The organism is Streptomyces sp. NPDC007917, assembly GCF_042959105.1.
Taxonomy (GTDB): Bacteria; Actinomycetota; Actinomycetes; order Streptomycetales; family Streptomycetaceae; genus Streptomyces.
In genome coordinates this window covers 113253-129351 of record NZ_JBIBKK010000004.1, presented here as the reverse complement: position 1 = coordinate 129351, position 16099 = coordinate 113253, and the positions used below count along the sequence as shown (strand labels likewise).

General features: G+C 70.8%; 13 protein-coding genes. 5 read left to right on the top strand and 8 right to left on the bottom strand.

Features of this window, described 5'->3' with window-relative positions:
• Positions 1–148 precede the first annotated feature (148 nt).
• Positions 149–886, top strand: a complete 738-nt coding sequence (locus tag ACFZDL_RS09075) for a L,D-transpeptidase family protein (protein ID WP_353589884.1) — start codon at positions 149–151, stop codon at positions 884–886.
• Positions 887–959: 73 nt separating this feature from the next.
• Here the strand turns inward: ACFZDL_RS09075 and ACFZDL_RS09070 are convergent, their stop codons facing one another.
• Positions 960–1613 carry a phosphoribosyltransferase gene (locus ACFZDL_RS09070; protein WP_353589883.1) on the bottom strand — a complete coding sequence of 218 codons (654 nt, stop codon included), beginning with the start codon at positions 1611–1613 and terminating at the stop codon, positions 960–962.
• Between the two features lie 250 nt (positions 1614–1863).
• Between ACFZDL_RS09070 and ACFZDL_RS09065 the strand changes: the two genes are divergently transcribed.
• On the top strand, positions 1864–3246 hold the full coding sequence (locus ACFZDL_RS09065; protein ID WP_353589882.1) for a cation:dicarboxylate symporter family transporter: 1383 nt from the start codon (positions 1864–1866) through the stop codon (positions 3244–3246).
• Positions 3247–3291: 45 nt separating this feature from the next.
• Here ACFZDL_RS09065 and ACFZDL_RS09060 read toward each other — a convergent pair whose 3' ends face one another.
• Positions 3292–3735, bottom strand: coding sequence for a MarR family transcriptional regulator (locus ACFZDL_RS09060; protein ID WP_353589881.1), 444 nt, complete (start codon positions 3733–3735; stop codon positions 3292–3294).
• 126 nt (positions 3736–3861) lie between these two features.
• Between ACFZDL_RS09060 and ACFZDL_RS09055 the strand changes: the two genes are divergently transcribed.
• Complete coding sequence (locus tag ACFZDL_RS09055) at positions 3862–5769, top strand: ABC transporter ATP-binding protein (RefSeq protein ID WP_353589880.1); 1908 nt, start codon at positions 3862–3864, stop codon at positions 5767–5769.
• Positions 5770–5782: 13 nt separating this feature from the next.
• Here the strand turns inward: ACFZDL_RS09055 and ACFZDL_RS09050 are convergent, their stop codons facing one another.
• The 6 genes from ACFZDL_RS09050 to ACFZDL_RS09025 all read right to left on the bottom strand — a co-directional run bounded on the left by ACFZDL_RS09050 (position 5783) and on the right by ACFZDL_RS09025 (position 12414).
• A complete protein-coding gene (locus ACFZDL_RS09050; protein ID WP_353589879.1) occupies positions 5783–6925 on the bottom strand; it encodes a CaiB/BaiF CoA-transferase family protein in 1143 nt (380 codons plus the stop codon).
• Between the two features lie 79 nt (positions 6926–7004).
• Positions 7005–7703: an acetylxylan esterase gene (locus ACFZDL_RS09045; RefSeq protein ID WP_391190763.1), complete on the bottom strand. Its 699-nt coding sequence runs from the start codon at positions 7701–7703 to the stop codon at positions 7005–7007.
• A 37-nt stretch (positions 7704–7740) separates the two neighbouring features.
• On the bottom strand, positions 7741–8784 hold the full coding sequence (locus ACFZDL_RS09040; RefSeq protein WP_353589878.1) for a LacI family DNA-binding transcriptional regulator: 1044 nt from the start codon (positions 8782–8784) through the stop codon (positions 7741–7743).
• A 217-nt stretch (positions 8785–9001) separates the two neighbouring features.
• Positions 9002–9826, bottom strand: a complete 825-nt coding sequence (locus tag ACFZDL_RS09035; RefSeq protein ID WP_353589877.1) for a hypothetical protein — start codon at positions 9824–9826, stop codon at positions 9002–9004.
• 234 nt (positions 9827–10060) lie between these two features.
• Positions 10061–10303, bottom strand: a complete 243-nt coding sequence (locus ACFZDL_RS09030) for a hypothetical protein (protein WP_353589876.1) — start codon at positions 10301–10303, stop codon at positions 10061–10063.
• Between the two features lie 128 nt (positions 10304–10431).
• The gene (locus ACFZDL_RS09025) at positions 10432–12414 is read right to left on the bottom strand and encodes a beta-L-arabinofuranosidase domain-containing protein (RefSeq protein ID WP_353589875.1); all 1983 of its coding nucleotides are present in this window, start codon (positions 12412–12414) and stop codon (positions 10432–10434) included.
• A 222-nt stretch (positions 12415–12636) separates the two neighbouring features.
• Here ACFZDL_RS09025 and ACFZDL_RS09020 point away from each other — a divergent pair, with 222 nt between their 5' ends.
• Together ACFZDL_RS09020 and ACFZDL_RS09015 are read left to right on the top strand one after the other, a co-directional pair.
• On the top strand, positions 12637–14520 hold the full coding sequence (locus tag ACFZDL_RS09020) for a family 43 glycosylhydrolase (protein WP_353589874.1): 1884 nt from the start codon (positions 12637–12639) through the stop codon (positions 14518–14520).
• Positions 14520–15968, top strand: coding sequence for an RICIN domain-containing protein (locus ACFZDL_RS09015; RefSeq protein WP_353589873.1), 1449 nt, complete (start codon positions 14520–14522; stop codon positions 15966–15968). The genes ACFZDL_RS09020 and ACFZDL_RS09015 overlap by 1 nt, the downstream gene beginning before the upstream one ends.
• Positions 15969–16099: the final 131 nt, after the last annotated feature.

The window sequence follows — 16099 nt, the reverse complement described above, 5'->3', positions numbered from 1 at the left end:
AAGCTTCGGGCGGGGTGACGGGCAGGCAGGAGCCGTGAAAGAGTCGCGCCCCACCCCTGCGGCATTCAACTGGTTTTCTCGCGCCGGGACACGGAACACGCCAATCCCGCGTGCGTCGCCACGCCACGGGAGTGGGACGATGGGGCACATGCGAATTTCCGGCACGACGTCCATGCGCGCGGCGGCCGCCACCGGCGCCGCCCTCATCCTCCTGACGGCCTGCGGCGGCGGCGCGGGCGGCGACGGCGACAAGAGCGGTGGCCAGGGCAAGCAGGCGCTGCGCAGCTCCGCCCCCGTGTCGGACCCCACGCGTATCCCGAATGTGGGCGACGCCCTCCAGGCGAAGATCCCGGCAGACTCGCGGCAGGTCGTCGCGGTCTACGGCAATGGTGTGAACTCCGCGGACGCGACTGTCGTGCTCTTCACCAAGCAGGGCAAGAAGTGGGAGCGGACCCGCAGTTGGGCCGCGCACAACGGCAAGCGCGGCTGGACGACGGAGCATCACGAGGGCGACAAGCGCAGCCCGGTCGGCGTCTACTCGCTCAGCGACGCGGGCGGTGTGCTTCCGGACCCCGGCGCCCGGCTGCCGTACAACCAGGCCGCCTCCTTCGCCGCCCCGCACTACTGGCCCAAGACCCACTGGCACGACTTCGACTACGTCATCGCCATCGACTACAACCGCGTCAAGGGCACCTCACCGCTCGACCCGACCCGGCCTCAGGGGCAGAGCAAGGGCGGCTCCATCTGGCTGCACATGGACCACGGCAGCGGCACATCGGCGTGCGTGAGCTTGTCCAAGTCAGGTATGGAGTATCTGCTGAAGAACCTCGACCCCGCGCTGCACCCGGTCGTGGTGATGGGGGACAAGGCCCACCTGGCCGGGTGAGCCGTCGGCCGGGTGGGCGGCGGACCGGCCCGCCCGGTCCGCCGGACCCCGCCCGGCACCGGGTCCGGGCCTCTCATCGGGGAACGAGGGAGGCCCGCAGCACATCGATCACCTCGTCGTCGCGGACCTGTGCGAAGTCCTCGTACCACAGGCCGACCGCCTGGAACGGGTCGGGCTGGTCCAGGCACACCAGGTCGTCGACCTCCGGCCGGACCGCCGCCGCGGCCTCCCGGGAGCACACCGGCACCGCGAGGATCACCCGCGCGGGTTCGCGATGGCGTACGGAGCGCAGCGCGGCCCGCGCGGTGACGCCGTTGGCCAGCCCGTCGTCCACCACGATCACTGTGCGGCCGCGCAGGTCGGCGGAGGGGCGCCCACGGCGGTAGAGCTGCTCGCGGCGGTGCAGCTCGGTGCGCTCTTCCCGGGCCCGCGGGGCGAGCTGGGCCGGTGTCAGGTCGAGCAGGGCCAGCGCCCCCTCGTCATACAGCGGCGGGTCGTCCCCGGCGAGCGCGCCGACGCCCAGTTCGGGGTTGAACGGGGCGCCGATCTTCCGGGCCACGAGCACGTCCAACGGCACCTGCAGCGCCTGGGCGACCTCGTCCGCCACCGGCGCACCGCCCCGGGGCAGCGCCAGCACCACGGGATTCCTCAGCCGCTCGCCCTGCGGCGGCTCGCGCAGCCGCTCGGCCAGCTTCCGCCCGGCCTGTCTCCGGTCGCGAAAACGCATCGTCCCACCTCTCCCTTCTGCGGCCGTCCCCTCGCGTCTGAATGGCCGTCCCTTGGGCCGGGCCGTCGGGCACCGTGGGGCAGGTCTGCTCCGCTCCTCGCCCCTGAGTGCCCGTCGGCCGGGGCGGTATGCGCGGGCAGGATTTTCCTGGTTGTTACACCGGGCCCTTCCGCAGGCGATCACGGTCCGCCATAGTGACGCATCGCGGAATTGACTTTCCGCATCCCAGAATCAAGCCGGAGGTGTCCACGTGTCGCTCGCCGCACCATCCCTTCCCCTGCGCGCCCTGAGACTGCTGCGCACCTCGCTGTTCACACAGGTCGCCTGTGCCCTCGTGCTCGGTATCGCCGTCGGGCGGCTCTGGCCGGACGTGGGGACGGCCGTCCAGCCGCTCGGCGACGGATTCGTGCGTCTGATCAAAGCGGTGATCGCCCCGCTGGTCTTCTGCGTCGTCGTCGCCGGGATCGCCAAGGCCGGGGACCTGAAGGCCTTCGGGCGGATCGGGCTCAAGGCGCTCATCTGGTTCGAGGTGGCCACCACCGTGGCGCTGATCCTCGGTCTGCTGGCGGCCAATCTGACCGGCCCCGGCGCCGGTATGCACATCGACCCCGCCACGCTCGACTCCTCCGCCGTCGACGACAAGACCGGCGGCGGGCATCTGCCCTCGACCTCCCAGTTCATCCTGGACGCGCTGCCGGAGAGCGCCGTCGGCGCCTTCGCCCAGAACTCACTGCTCCAGGTCCTCGTGCTGGCCTGTCTGGTGGGCGCGGCCGTGCTCCACCTGGGCAAGACGAAGGTCCCCGCGATCCTGTCGGCCGTCGAACAGGCCCAGGAGGTGGTCTTCGCGATCGTCGGCTTCATCATGAGGCTCGCCCCGCTGGCGGTCTTCGGCGCCATGGCCCATCTCGTCGGCCAGTACGGATTGGGGGCTCTGACCACGTACGGAAAGCTGATCGCGCTCTGTTACGGCGTCGCGCTGCTCTTCCTGGCGGTGCTCGGCGTGGCTCTCAAGGCGATCACCGGGCTGAGCCTGTGGAAGTTCGTCAGGTACACCCGCGAGGAGATGCTGCTGGCCCTCGGCACCGCCTCCAGCGAGACCGTTCTGCCGCGGATGATGCAGAAGCTGCGCGCGGCCGGGTGCCGGGACGACGCGGTCGGGCTCGTGCTCCCCACCGGATACTCCTTCAACCTCGACGGCGCCTCCATCTATCTGTCCATCGGCACGCTCTTCATCTCCCAGGCGGTCGGGGTGGATCTGAGCCTCGGTCAGCAGATCACCGTCGTCCTGGTGCTGATGCTCACCAGCAAGGGCATGGCGGGTGTACCCGGTTCGGCCTTTCTGGCCCTCTCGGCGACGGTCTCGGCCCTCGGGGTGGTCCCCGCGGCCGCCGTCGCGCTGCTGCTCGGCGTGGACCGGATCATGGACTCGATGCGGGTGGCGACCAATCTGCTCGGCAACTGTGTGGCCGTCTTCGCCGTCTCGCGCTGGGAGGGCGCACTGGACACGGCGAAGGCCAAGCGGGTGCTCGACGGTGAACAGGTGGCCGTCGAGGAGGAGGCCGCGGCGCCGGTCGAGACCGCTGTGGACGCGGAGGCCGCCTCGCCCGCGGCATCTCCCGCGTCCGGGCACTGAGCCGCGCCACCGGGAGCGCCGAAGGCGTCTCGGGGGGCGGGCTCCTCAGCAGCGGCCCTGGTCGGGTGTGCCGGCGAGCGTGTCCAGCAGCTCGCCGAGCACCTCGCGCTGCCGGTCGGACAGCGGGGCCAGGATCTCCTCGGCGGCGGTGCGGCGCGCGTCGCGCAGCGCGCGCAGCGTCGCCCGGCCGGTGTCGGTGAGCTCGACGCGCACCACGCGGCGGCTGTCCGGATCGGGCGCACGGCGCACCGAGCCATGCGCCTCCAGGGCGTCCACCAGCGTCGTCACGGCGCGCGGGACCACTTCGAGCCGCTGCGCGAGGTCCGCCATGCGCGGCGGCCGGTCGCCGTGCGCCACCATGCGCAGCAGACGCGACTGGGCGGGGGTGATGCCCAGGGGCTCCATGTGCCGCTTCTGGGCGCGGTGCAGTCTGCGGGTCAGGCGCAGCAGTTGCTCCGTGAGGAGTCCTGAGGTGTCGGAGGTGGGCATGATCGCAGTCTATCAGGACTTGGTTCATTGTGAGTATAGGTAACAATGAGCTATGCTCGGCAAACTGCCTCCGCATGTCCGCGCCGCACCCGGTCGCGGGCTACCCACCCCGTTCAGAAGGAGCCCATGCACCACGACGTATCTCACGGGACCCCACCTTCCGCCGACCCCGATCAGCCCGCCCAGCTGCGGCGCATCCTCGGGCTCTTCCGTCCCTATCGCGGCCGCCTCGCCCTCGTCGCCCTGCTGGTCGCCGCCTCCGCCCTGGTCTCCGTCGCCTCGCCGTTCCTGCTGCGCGAGGTCCTCGACACCGCCATCCCCGAGCGCCGCACCGGGCTGCTGACCCTGCTCGCCCTCGGCATGATCGCCGCGGCCGTCGTCACCAGCGTCTTCGGAGTGCTGCAGACCCTCATCTCGACCACCGTCGGCCAGCGCGTCATGCACGACCTGCGCACCGCGGTCTACGACCGGCTGCAGCGCATGCCGCTCGCCTTCTTCACCCGCACCCGCACCGGCGAGGTGCAGTCCCGGATCGCCAATGACATCGGCGGCATGCAGGCCACCGTCACCTCCACCGCGACCTCGCTGGTCTCCAACCTCACCAGCGTCGTCGCCACGGTCGTCGCGATGCTGGCCCTCGACTGGCGGCTGACCGTCGTCTCACTGCTCCTGCTGCCGCTGTTCGTCTGGATCAGCCGCCGGGTCGGGCGCGAGCGCAAGCGGATCGCCTCCCAGCGCCAGAAGCAGCTGGCGGCCATGTCCGCGATGGTGACCGAGTCGCTGTCGGTGAGCGGGATCCTCCTCGGCCGTACAATGGGCCGGTCCGAGTCGCTGACCCGGGAGTTCGCCCGGGAGTCCGAGCGTCTGGTCGGGCTGGAGGTGCGCTCCAGCATGGCCGGGCGGTGGCGGATGTCCACCATCGGCATCGTCATGGCCGCCATGCCCGCCCTCATCTACTGGGCCGCCGGCATGGTCCTGGACTCGGGCGGCCCCACCGTCTCGATCGGCACCCTGGTCGCCTTTGTCTCGCTGCAGCAGGGGCTGTTCCGGCCCACGGTCAGCCTGCTGTCCACCGGTGTGGACATCCAGACCTCCCTCGCCCTCTTCCAGCGCATTTTCGAGTACCTCGACCTGCCGATCGACATCACCGAGCCCGCCGAGCCCGTGCGGCTGGCGAAGGTGCGCGGCGAAGTCCGCTTCGACCACGTCGACTTCTCGTACGCGCAGGACGCGCAGGACGCGAAGGACGCGAGGGATGTGAAGGACGCGAGGGATGTGAAGGACGCCAGGGGCTTGAAGGGGCTCCAGGAATCGAAGGGCTCGAAGAGCTCGAGGCCCACACTCAGCGGCATCGACCTGACCGTCCCGGCCGGCGGAAGCCTGGCGGTCGTCGGGCCGACCGGTTCCGGCAAGACCACCCTCAGCTATCTGGTGCCGAGACTGTACGACGTCACCGGCGGCCGGATCCTGATCGACGGAGTGGACGTCCGCGACCTCGACTTCGACACCCTCTCCCGCGCGGTCGGCGTCGTCTCCCAGGAGACCTATCTCTTCCACGCCTCCGTGGCCGACAATCTGCGCTTCGCCAGGCCCGGCGCCACGGACGAGGAGATCGTGGCGGCCGCGCGGGCCGCCCAGATCCATGACCACATCGCCTCGCTGCCCGAGGGCTATGACACCCTCGTCGGCGAGCGCGGCTACCGCTTCTCCGGTGGCGAGAAACAGCGCCTGGCCATCGCCCGCACCATACTGCGCGACCCGCCCGTGCTCATCCTCGACGAGGCCACCAGCGCCCTGGACACCCGTACCGAGCACGCCGTGCAGCAGGCCATCGAGACCCTCTCCGCCGGACGGACCACGATCACCATCGCCCACCGCCTGTCCACCGTGCGGGACGCCGACCAGATCGTCGTGCTCGACGGCGGCCGCATCGCCGAACGGGGCAGCCATGACGAGCTGCTGGCCAGGGGCGGCCGGTACGCCGCCCTGGTGCGGCGCGACGAAAACCTGGCCCCCGTGGCCCCGGCAGGGTAGGGCCGGCCCGGTTTCAGCGGGAGAACTCGGCGCGCACCGCCTCCGTGTGCTCGCCGAGCGCGGGCACCGGCCGCATCGCCGCCTGGCGCCCGCCCACCTCGACCGGCGGCAGCAGACCGCGCAGCGGACCCACCGGGGAGTCGAATTCCCGCCACCGCGCGCGTGCCTCCAACTGCGGATGCGCGGCGAACTCCGCGATACCGCGGAGCCGGGCGTTCGCGATGCCCGCCCCATCCAGCAGCGCGATCAGTCCGTCGGCGGTGTGTGCCGCAAAACACTCCTCGAGCTCCGCCGTCAGCTCCTCGTCATGCGCGTGGCGCGCCGGGTTCTCGGCGAACCGAGGGTCGCGGACCAGCTCCGGGCGGCGGAGCACCTGCTCGCACAGGGCGATCCACTCGCGGTCGCTCTGCACGCTGAGAAAGACCCGCCCGCCGCCCCCGCAGCGATAGGGCCCGTACGGCGAGATGGACGGATGGCGGGCGCCGCTGCGCATGAGCGGGGTCCCGCCGTAGGCCTGTGCGAAGTAGGGGTGGCCCATCCATTCGCCGAGCGCGTCCAGGAGACTGACGCTCAGATCGCTTCCTTCGCCCGTACGCTCCCGCTCGTACAGCGCGGTGAGAATCCCGCTGTAGGCGTACATCCCGCCCGCGATGTCCGCGATCGAGATCCCGGGCCGTGCCTCGGCTCCCGGGTCGCCGGTGATCGACAGCAGCCCCGCCTCGCACTGGACCAGCAGGTCGTATGCCTTCTTGTCCCGGTAGGGGCCATCGGGGCCGTATCCGGAGATGGCGCAGGTGATCAGGCGTGGGTGCCGATCGCGCAGCACGGGCGCGCCGAGGCCGAGCCGGTCCACGGCGCCGGGCGCGAGATTGTGCACGAAGACATCCGCGGCCGCGATCAGCGCGTCGAGCAGCCTGCGGTCCGGGTCGCCCTTGAGATCGAGGACGACACTCTCCTTACCGCGATTGGTCCAGACGAAATAGGCGGACAGGCCCTTGACGGCACGGTCGTAGTCGCGGGCGAAGTCCCCCCGCCCCGGCCGTTCCACCTTGATGACGCGGGCGCCGAGATCGGCGAGCTGACGGGTGGCGAACGGGGCGGCGACGGCCTGTTCCAGAGCGACGACGGTGATGCCGTCCAGGGGCTGCGCGGGCACGGGCGACTCCTTCGGTGCGTTCTCAGGCACCTCTTCCCCGGCGGGGGTGGCCGAACGCCCGCCGCCCCCGCCGGGCCCGTCACCCGAGCAGACCGCGCAGAAACGCGATCTGCTCGGCCTGCTGGTGCACGCCCCCGCCCTCGTGGCCGTTGAAGGCCCATACCTTCAGGTCCTTGTCGCCCGCGTAGTGGTTGTACGCGGCGAAACCGCAGGACGTGGGGGTGATCGCGTCGCGCAGCGCGGTCGAGAAGAGCGCGGGTGCGCCTGCGCGGACGGCGAAGTTGAGCCCGTCGAAGTGGTCCAGTGTGGCCAGGACCTGGTCCACCAGGTCACGCCGGCCGGCACAGAACCGGGCCACCTCGCCGTACGGGTCGGCGTCGGTGATCTCCACGGCGCGGCGGATGTGCGTCATGAACGGCACATCGACCAGCGCCGCGGTCAGATCCGGTACCAGACCGGCCGCAGCCAGGGCCATACCGCCGCCCTGGCTGCCGCCGCTGACGACGATGCGCCCCGCGTCGACCAGCGGGTGCGAGCGGGCGGCCGCGACGGCGCGTACGGCATCGGTGTAGAGCCGCCGGTAGTAGTAGTCGTCCGGAGACAGGATCCCCTTGGTCATCTTGCCGGCGGCCTCGGGCCCGGTGCCGCCGACCGGAGCATGTCGACGAACACGGCGGGGGTACCTCCTGGGTGAGTGGTGCGATGGGGCGGGCGGGGTCGGCAGAGCGGTCGGGATCAGCAAGCGCTTACCCCAGCGGCAGCGCTCACCGGCGTACATGATCGTCCGGCTATCCGATCGGTGTTCGACTTCTCGGTCAAGAGAGAGGGCCGGGCGGGGGAGCGGTGCTGGAGCGGACCACGAGACGGGTGGACAGCTCCGTCCGGGTGCCCTCGGGCACCTCGCCCGACATCAGCCGCAGCAGGCTGCGCAGCGCCGTCGCCGCCATCTCGGACAGCGGCTGACGGACCGTGGTGAGCGCGGGGGTGACCCAGCGGGCCTGCGGCAGGTCGTCGAAGCCCACCACGCTGATGTCGTCCGGCACCCGCAGCCCCCGCTCCGCCAGTGCCTGGTACACACCGAGTGCCATCTGGTCGGAGCAGGTGAAGACGGCGGTGGGCGGCTCGGGCAGCTCGAGGAGCTCGCACATCCGCTGATGGGAAACGGTTTCATCGAAGTTGCCGTACCGCACATAGTCCGGCGGGACGCGCAGCCCGGCCGCGGCCATCGCCGAGCGGTAACCGGCGACCCGGGCGCTGCTGCACTGCTTGCGCCGATAGCCGCCGATCACCGCGATCCGCCGGTGCCCGAGGCCGATCAGGTGCTCGGCCGCGCTCACCCCGCCCTGCCAGTTGGCGGCGCCGACGGACGGCACGCCGGGGGGCGGTTCCAGCACGGGGTCGATCATCACAAACGGGATGCGGTGCTCGTCCAGCCAGGCGTACTGGGTGGGGGTCAGCTCGGCGAGGTTGAACAGCACCCCGGAACTGCCGCGGGCGCAGAGCTTGTCCAGCCAGCCCCGCTCGGGGCGGCCACCGCGGGTACGGGTGAGCCCGGCCGAAACCACCACGTCAAGCCCCGCGTCGTGCGCGGCCTGCTCCACGCCGTGCAGCACCGCGGCCGACCACGCGGTGTCCAGTGAGTGCACCACCAGGTCGATCAGGGCCGGCGGCTTGGAGGCCTCGAAGCGGGGCCGGCGCACATATCCCAGGCGGTCCAGCACCTCGGTGACCCGGCGCCGGGTGTCCGGGGCGACATCCTCCCGGCCGTTGACCACCTTCGAGGCGGTCGGCACCGACACCCCCGCCTCACGGGCGATGACCGCCAGGGTAGGCCCCGTCGACCCCGAGGATCGCGCCATCGAGAATCCCCTTCCGTCCCCGCCAGTTGGCGAAAATTTCGAATACGGGAACTCACCCGCTCGAAGCGTTGACCGGATAGCAACCGGTTCCTACATTAAGGCGCCCCAAGTCGGCGGGGAACCCCCCGGAATTGAGGATTCAACATCACCCGAAACTTTCGAAAACCGCAGACAGACCCCGTGCGCTGGGGGGCGTACGGGGCCGCGGTGCGGGTGTCTACAGGGCGTAGCGGCCCTTGAGGTGGCGCCAGAAGTCGCGGTACATCCACTTGTCGAACTCGGTGATGCGATCCGCGGTCCCCGCCTGCATCAGGAAGCCGCCGACACCGGTCGGGGTCCAGTCATAGAAGTCGTCCAGACCGTAGGTGTGGCCTATCTCGTGCAGCAGGATATGGATGTTGTCCTGGTTCACCGCGCCGACCATGTACTCACTGCCGATGCGCTGGCCCCAGTCGCCGCCCGCGCCGCCGCCGAAGCCCTTGGTGAGCCAGAGCGACTGGTCGTAGTGGCGCGCCGCGCCGCCGGGGCACTTGGAGTAGTTGCCGTCCTGGTGGAAGAAGCGGCCGCAGTCGGGGGAGCACTGCGGCGCGCCCTCGCTCTCCAGTCCGGTGTAGATGTCGACCGAGTTGTCGGTCCACTGGAGGGTCGAGCGGTTCTTGACGGCCCAGCCGACGATCTTGACCGGGACGTCGTTGTACGGGAAGCCGTCGAAGCCCGCGACGGAGTCGATCCACTTCTTGGACTGCCGCTTGAGCGCGGTGTGGATCTGGTCGCGCAGCGCGGCACTGACGGGCTGGTCGGACTCCCAGCGGACGCAGTAGTTGAGGCTGCCCTTGTTGGCCATCACCTGGTCCCAGCCGTAGTTCTTGAAGCCGTACAGGTTCGGGTAGGTGGACTCGACGTGCCTCCAGACCTCGTTCAGCGGCTGGACGAGGTTGCTCGGCGGATTCCAGGTGTCGGCGGGCGCCGGGGTGGCGGCCCCCGCCGGTGCGGAGAAACCGATGACGGACAGAGCCCCGGCCGCCACGGCGACCAGGAGCATGCGGAGTCTTCTGATGAGCGGCATCGCGGCTCGCTTCCGGGTCGGGAAGTGGAAGCGGGCGGCACGCCCCCGCGGAGGGGCGGTACGGGTGCGTGGCCGCCCGCGACGTTTGGTCGCCGCCGCTTGCCGAAACGTTGCCGCTGTCGTCCCCCGGAAATACGCAGCCGTCACCCGGCCGGGAACGCCGCGATCGCGACCGCGCCCCGCGCGGAGCTGCCCTGCCCTGAGGCGGCCCTAACGCCGCCGCCGCTTGCGGCGCTTGCTCCAGAACCAGCCCGCCGGGGGCTCGTCCGCGCGCCAGGGCTGTGGTTCCGGCGCGCGGCGCCGCCAGCGCGCCGTCAGCATCCGGGTGCGCGCGGCGGGCTCGGAGACCTCCGCGCCGCGTATGAACTCCTCGTCCAGGACCGCATCGTCCCAGTCACCGGACTTGCCCGATTCGCCGGGGTCCGCTCCCCGGTCCGTGGAGCCGGTGCTCAAGGGGCACCTCCCGTTCGCCGGTGCCCTCGGGCACAAGACCGTGTTCCTCAGCGGCACAACGTCCGGACCACCCGGCGAGTTCCACGGTGCGGTGTGGGGCCGCATCGCGCCGGAGTTCGCGCAAGCGCTTACAGGGGAATCCACACCCGCATCGCACCGGCCTCGCGGTTCGCCCACGCGTAGTAGGGGATCGCCGTCACCCGGACCGACTCGGCGGCGAGGACACGTGGCGCGCCGGGTGCTCCGGGTGCGCAGCCGTCGGCATCGGCGTACGGCCACCAGCCCTCGGGGCGGACCCGGGGGCGCAGCGCCCCGGCCGTGATCGCGGTGACCCCGCCGAGCAGCTCCGGCCGGTGCGTGGCGTGCAGTGCCACCCCGGGGTCGAGCCGGACGCGGTCGAGCCTCAGCTCGGCCGGCTGGTCCGGCGTCTCCAGGCAGTACACCAGTGGCCCGCGCTCGATCGCGACACAACCGCGCACCGCGTCCACCCGGGGGTCGGGCCGGGTGAGCCGGGGGCGCAGTGGCAGCTCCAGCACGACCGTCTCGCCCGGTCGCCAGCGGCGCCGCAGCCGCAGCCAGCCGTTCTCGGCCCGGGCGGCCACCGGCTCGCCGTTGACCGTCGCCCCGTACTCGCCCGCCCAGTGGGGGATGCGCAGCGAGAGGGTCCAGTCCCCGTCGCCGGGGGCCTCGTCCACGACGACCGCGATCCGGCCCTCCCAGGGGTAGCCGGTGCCCACCCGCACCGCCCCGCCGCCCGCCGCGTACGAACCCGACGCGTACTGGTGCAGCTGCAGGCCGTCCGCGTCGCCGCTGGCCACGTAGTGCGGCAGCGAGGCCAGCAGCCGCATCACGTTCGGCGGGCAGCAGGCGCAGCGGAACCATTCCGTGCGGCGCGCCCCCTGATCGCCGTGCGGAATGGTGGAGTCCTCGCGGACCTGGAGCGGGTTGACGTACAGCCAGCGGTTCCCGTCCAGCGAGACGCCCGACAGGAAGCCGTTGTACAAGGTCCGCTCGATCAGATCGCTGTAGCGGGCCTCGCCCGTCAGCAGCGCCATGCGCCAGCCGAACTGGATCGAGGCGATGGCCGCGCAGGTCTCGGCGTACGCCCGGTCCGGCGGCAGCTCGTACGCGTCGCCGAACGCCTCCAGATCGTGCCGGGAGCCGACGCCACCGGTCAGATAGGTCTTGGTGGCGGCCATGTCCTCCCACAGCCGCACCAGCGCCTCCCGGAGCTCGGGATCGCCGGTCTCGGCCGCCAGGTCCGCGGCCCCGGCGAGCAGATACAGCTGGCGCACGGCGTGCCCGGTGACTTCGGTCGCGTCCCGCACCGGGGCGTGGTCCTGCCAGTAAGGCGCGCCGGGGCGGCGGTCGGCCTCCCGGTCCTCGGCGCCGTCGCCGAGGGTGCCGGCTCCCCGCCGGTCCACGAAGTAGCCGGCGAGGTCGAGATAGCGCCGCTCGCCCGTCTCCCGGTACAGCTCGACCAGCGCCGTCTCGATCTCCGGGTGTCCGCACACCGCGTCCACCGGTTTGCCGGGGCCGAAGGTGGCGTCGATGTGATCGGCGAACCGCACCGCCACGGTGAGCAGTTCGCCGCCGCCGGTGGCACGGTGGTGCGCGATCGCGGCCTGGATGAGATGGCCCGCGCAGTAGAGCTCGTGGCCCCAGTGCAGTTCGGTCCACCGCTGGGCACCGACCCTGACCTGGTAGTACGTCTGGAGGTAGCCGTCGGCGTCCTGTGCGGCCGCCACCAGCTCGGTCAACCGGCCGATGTGCCGGGCCAGTTCCCCGTCGGCCGCCCCGGCGGCGCCCGCGCCCCCGGCCGTCCCCTCTGTTCCTTCGGCCATCTGCCAGGACGCGGCCTCCAGCCACTTGTGCACATCCGAGTCCTGGAACTGGAAGTCGCCGCTGAACCCCGGCGCCTTCGCCCCGGCGGCCGCCCGCAGATTGTCCAGGTTGCCCGCCTCCTCGAGCCGGCGCGGCCCCTGCGCGATGCTCACCTCGGCGTTGGTGCGGCGCCTGGCGGCCCAGAAGCCGCCGGTGATACGGGCCGTGGCGGCCGGGCGCAGCGCGGTGTGCGCACCCTCGGAGAGTCGGATCGGTCCTGCGGTCATCTGCTTACCACTTCTTCCTGGTCACAGACACGGAAACCGGTTGTCGCGGCGAGCTTAGGTAAGCCTGGCTTCCGCGACAAGGCTTGTGACCGACTGATGAACAGCCTGGATTCCGCTGCGTTTTCGAAACTTTCGCACCCTCCTCAGGGCCTGTCAGAAGTCATCAGAAGCCCTAATCTCCGAACAAAATCGATCACCGTGGTCCGTCATCAGGAGACAGACATGAGCCGCAGTGAACAGCAACCCGGCCGTCGGCTGGTCCTCAAGGGCGCCCTCGCCGCGGGCGCCGTCGTGGGCACGCCGGGCCTGGCCCACGCCGCGGGCCCCGCCGCAGCGCCGGGCGGGGCCAAGGCGGAGCCGTACCGCAATCCGCTGGTCCTGCAGCGGGCCGACCCGCACATCGTCAAACACACCGACGGCTACTACTACTTCACCGCCACCGCACCCGAGTACGACCGCATCATCCTGCGCCGCTCCAGAACCCTGCAGGGCCTGTCCACCGCCGCCGAGTCGGTGATCTGGAGGAAGCACACCAGCGGCGACATGGGCGCGCACATCTGGGCGCCGGAGATCCACTTCATCGACGGCAAGTGGTACGTCTACTTCGCCGCGGCACCCGCGGGCGACGTCTGGAAGATCCGGATGTGGGTGCTGGAGAACGCGAACGCCAACCCTTTCACCGGGACCTGGACCGAGAAGGGCCGGATCACCACCCCCCTGGACTCCTTCTCCCTCGACGCCTCCACCTTCGTCCACCAGGGCACCCGCTATCTCGTCTGGGCCCAGTCCAACCCGGCCGTCGGCAACAACTCCAGCATCTACCTCGCCCGGATGGCCAACCCATGGACCATCACCGGTCCGCAGGTGGAGATCTCACGCCCGACGTACGACTGGGAGACCCGCGGCTACAAGGTCAACGAGGGACCCTCGGTCCTCCAGCGGAACGGCCGGGTCTTCCTCACCTACTCCGCGAGCGCCACCGACAGCAACTACTGCATGGGGCTGCTGACCGCCTCCGCGAGCAGCGACCTGCTGAACCCCGCGTCCTGGGCCAAGAGCCCGACGCCGGTCTTCACCAGCAATGACACCACCAAGCAGTACGGCCCGGGGCACAACTCCTTCACCGTCGCCGAGGACGGCCGCACCGACGTCCTCGTCTACCACGCCCGCCAGTACAAGGACATCACCGGCGATCCGCTGAACGACCCGAACCGCCACACCCGCGTCCAGACCCTGCGCTGGAAGGCCGACGGCACCCCGGACTTCGGCGTCCCGGTGGCCGACGCGCCCGTACGTAAGGCGAAGGCGGCGACGCGGTACACCATGACCGCGTTCACCAACAGCAGCGAGTCCAACATGTACGTCTACGACTCGCCGGACGCGCTGTCCTACACGCTGCTCAAGGGCCCGGCGTACACGCCCCCGGCCCAGCTGATCCGCGACCCCAGCGTCATCAAGCACACCGACGGCTACTACTACATCGTCTACACCACCAACTGGACCGGGAACACCATCGGCTTCGCGCGCAGCCGCGACCGGGTGAACTGGACCTTCGTACGCGACCACACCCTCCCGGTGTCCGGTCTGGAGCGCACCTGGGCGCCCGAGTTCTTCGTGGACACGAACGGCAGCGTCAACGTCATCGTGTCGCTGGACACCACGTCCACCTCCGGCCAGACGTTCCGGCCGCATCTGCTGACCGCCACCAACGCGGCGCTGTCCTCGTGGACCACGCCGAAGCCGCTCGCCGGCCTGGACACCGCCAACTACATCGACACCTTCGTGGTCCGCTACGCCGGTCAGTACCACGCCTTCACCAAGCAGGAGACGACGAAGTACATCGAGTACGCGACGGCCACCAGCCTCGGCGGGCCGTACACCTTCCGCGGCACCGGCAACTGGGCGGGCTGGGGCAGCTGGCGCGAGGGGCCCGCGCTGGTCCATCTGGACAACGGCGCCTGGCGCATCTACTTCGACGGCTACGCGGACCACAAGTACTACTACAGCGACAGCCTCGACGGATTCCGGACCTGGACCCCGATCAGGGAACTGCCCGGTCTCTCCGGATTCGCCCGCCACTTCACCGTCCTGAAGGAGAGCGTGTGATGCCCGCCCCGAAGACGGGGCGCCCCCGCCTGTGGACACTCGTGGTCGCCCTGTGCGCGGCTCTGCTGGCCCCGCTGACGGTCGCGTCGCCCGCCCAGGCCGCCCCCGTGACCGTCCTCAACGGGACGCAGTACGCCACCACCTCGGGCGATCCGGTGCACGCCCATGGCGGGGGAGTCATCAAGGTCGGTGCGTACTACTACTGGTTCGGCGAGAACCGCAACGCGGACAACACCTTCCGCTATGTGTCCGCCTACCGCTCGAAGGACCTCAGGAGCTGGGAGTTCCGCGGACACGTCCTGACCCAGGCGACGGACCCCGAACTGGCGCAGGCCAACATCGAACGGCCCAAGGTCCTCTACAACCAGCGGACCAAGCAGTTCGTCATGTGGATGCACAAGGAGAACGGCACCGACTACAGCGAGGCGCGCGCCGCGGTCGCCACCTCTGCGACCGTCGACGGCGACTACACCTGGCGGGGCAGCTTCCGGCCGCTGGGTCAGCACATGTCGCGGGACATCACGCTGTTCCAGGACAACGACGGCACCGGCTACATGGTCTCGGCGGCCCGGGAGAACTACGACCTGCAGATCTACCGGCTGACCGACGACTACACGGGCGTGGCGAGCCTGGTGGCCAACCCCTGGCCCGGCGGCCACCGCGAGGCGCCCGCCCTCTTCAAGCGCGGCAACGTCTACTTCATGCTGACCTCCGGCGCCACCGGCTGGAACCCCAACCAGCAGAAGTACGCCACCGCGACCGACCTGGCGGGGCCCTGGACCGAGATGAGGGACATCGGCGACGCGACCGCGTACGGCTCCCAGACCGCGTACGTCCTGCCGGTGCAGGGCGACGGGGCGACATCCTATCTATACCTGGGCGACCGCTGGGGCAATTCCTTCGGCGGCAAGGTCAACGACTCCCGCTATGTGTGGCTGCCGCTGTCCTTCCCGACCTCCCGCACGATGACGATGGACTGGTTCCCGCAGCTGACCATCGACACCGAGGCGGGCACCGTGACCGGCTCCGGCGGGCCGTACCGCACGCTGGTGGCCCGGCACAGCGGCAAATGCGCCGACATCACCTCCGCCGCGCAGGCCGAGGGCACCGCGGCCGTGCAGTACACCTGCAACGGCGGCGGCAACCAGCTGTTCTGGTCCAAGGACGCCGGCGGCGGCTACGTCCAGCTGGTCGCCCGGCACAGCTCCCAGTGTCTGACCGTCAGTGGCGGCTCCGCCGACAACGGCGCGAAGGTCGTCCAGTCGGCCTGCGGCGCGGGGACGAACCAGCAGTGGCAGGCCACGGACACCGGCGACGGGTATGTGCGGCTGACCTCCCGGAGCAGCGGCAGGTGCCTGGACGTCGCGGACGGGTCCACCGCTGACAAGGCCGCGATCGTGCAGTGGACCTGCACGGGCGGTGCCAATCAGCAGTGGCGGCGCGGCTGAGCGGGCTGACCGGTCCAGTGCCCCGCTACCGCTGAGGCCGTTGACTTCCCGGGAAGTGCCGGCCATGGCGGCCGCCCCCGCGCCTGCCACCGCCCCGGCCGCAGCCCGCGGCCGGGCGCGGGCGCTCGCCG

Coding starts and splice junctions, on each gene's coding strand:
- ACFZDL_RS09075 (WP_353589884.1), top strand. CDS start 149: ATGCGAATTTCCGGCACGACGTCCATGCGCGCGGCGGCCGCCACCGGC.
- ACFZDL_RS09070 (WP_353589883.1), bottom strand. CDS start 1,613: ATGCGTTTTCGCGACCGGAGACAGGCCGGGCGGAAGCTGGCCGAGCGG.
- ACFZDL_RS09060 (WP_353589881.1), bottom strand. CDS start 3,735: ATGCCCACCTCCGACACCTCAGGACTCCTCACGGAGCAACTGCTGCGC.
- ACFZDL_RS09055 (WP_353589880.1), top strand. CDS start 3,862: ATGCACCACGACGTATCTCACGGGACCCCACCTTCCGCCGACCCCGAT.
- ACFZDL_RS09045 (WP_391190763.1), bottom strand. CDS start 7,703: ATGTACGCCGGTGAGCGCTGCCGCTGGGGTAAGCGCTTGCTGATCCCG.
- ACFZDL_RS09040 (WP_353589878.1), bottom strand. CDS start 8,784: ATGGCGCGATCCTCGGGGTCGACGGGGCCTACCCTGGCGGTCATCGCC.
- ACFZDL_RS09035 (WP_353589877.1), bottom strand. CDS start 9,826: ATGCTCCTGGTCGCCGTGGCGGCCGGGGCTCTGTCCGTCATCGGTTTC.
- ACFZDL_RS09025 (WP_353589875.1), bottom strand. CDS start 12,414: ATGACCGCAGGACCGATCCGACTCTCCGAGGGTGCGCACACCGCGCTG.
- ACFZDL_RS09020 (WP_353589874.1), top strand. CDS start 12,637: ATGAGCCGCAGTGAACAGCAACCCGGCCGTCGGCTGGTCCTCAAGGGC.
- ACFZDL_RS09015 (WP_353589873.1), top strand. CDS start 14,520: ATGCCCGCCCCGAAGACGGGGCGCCCCCGCCTGTGGACACTCGTGGTC.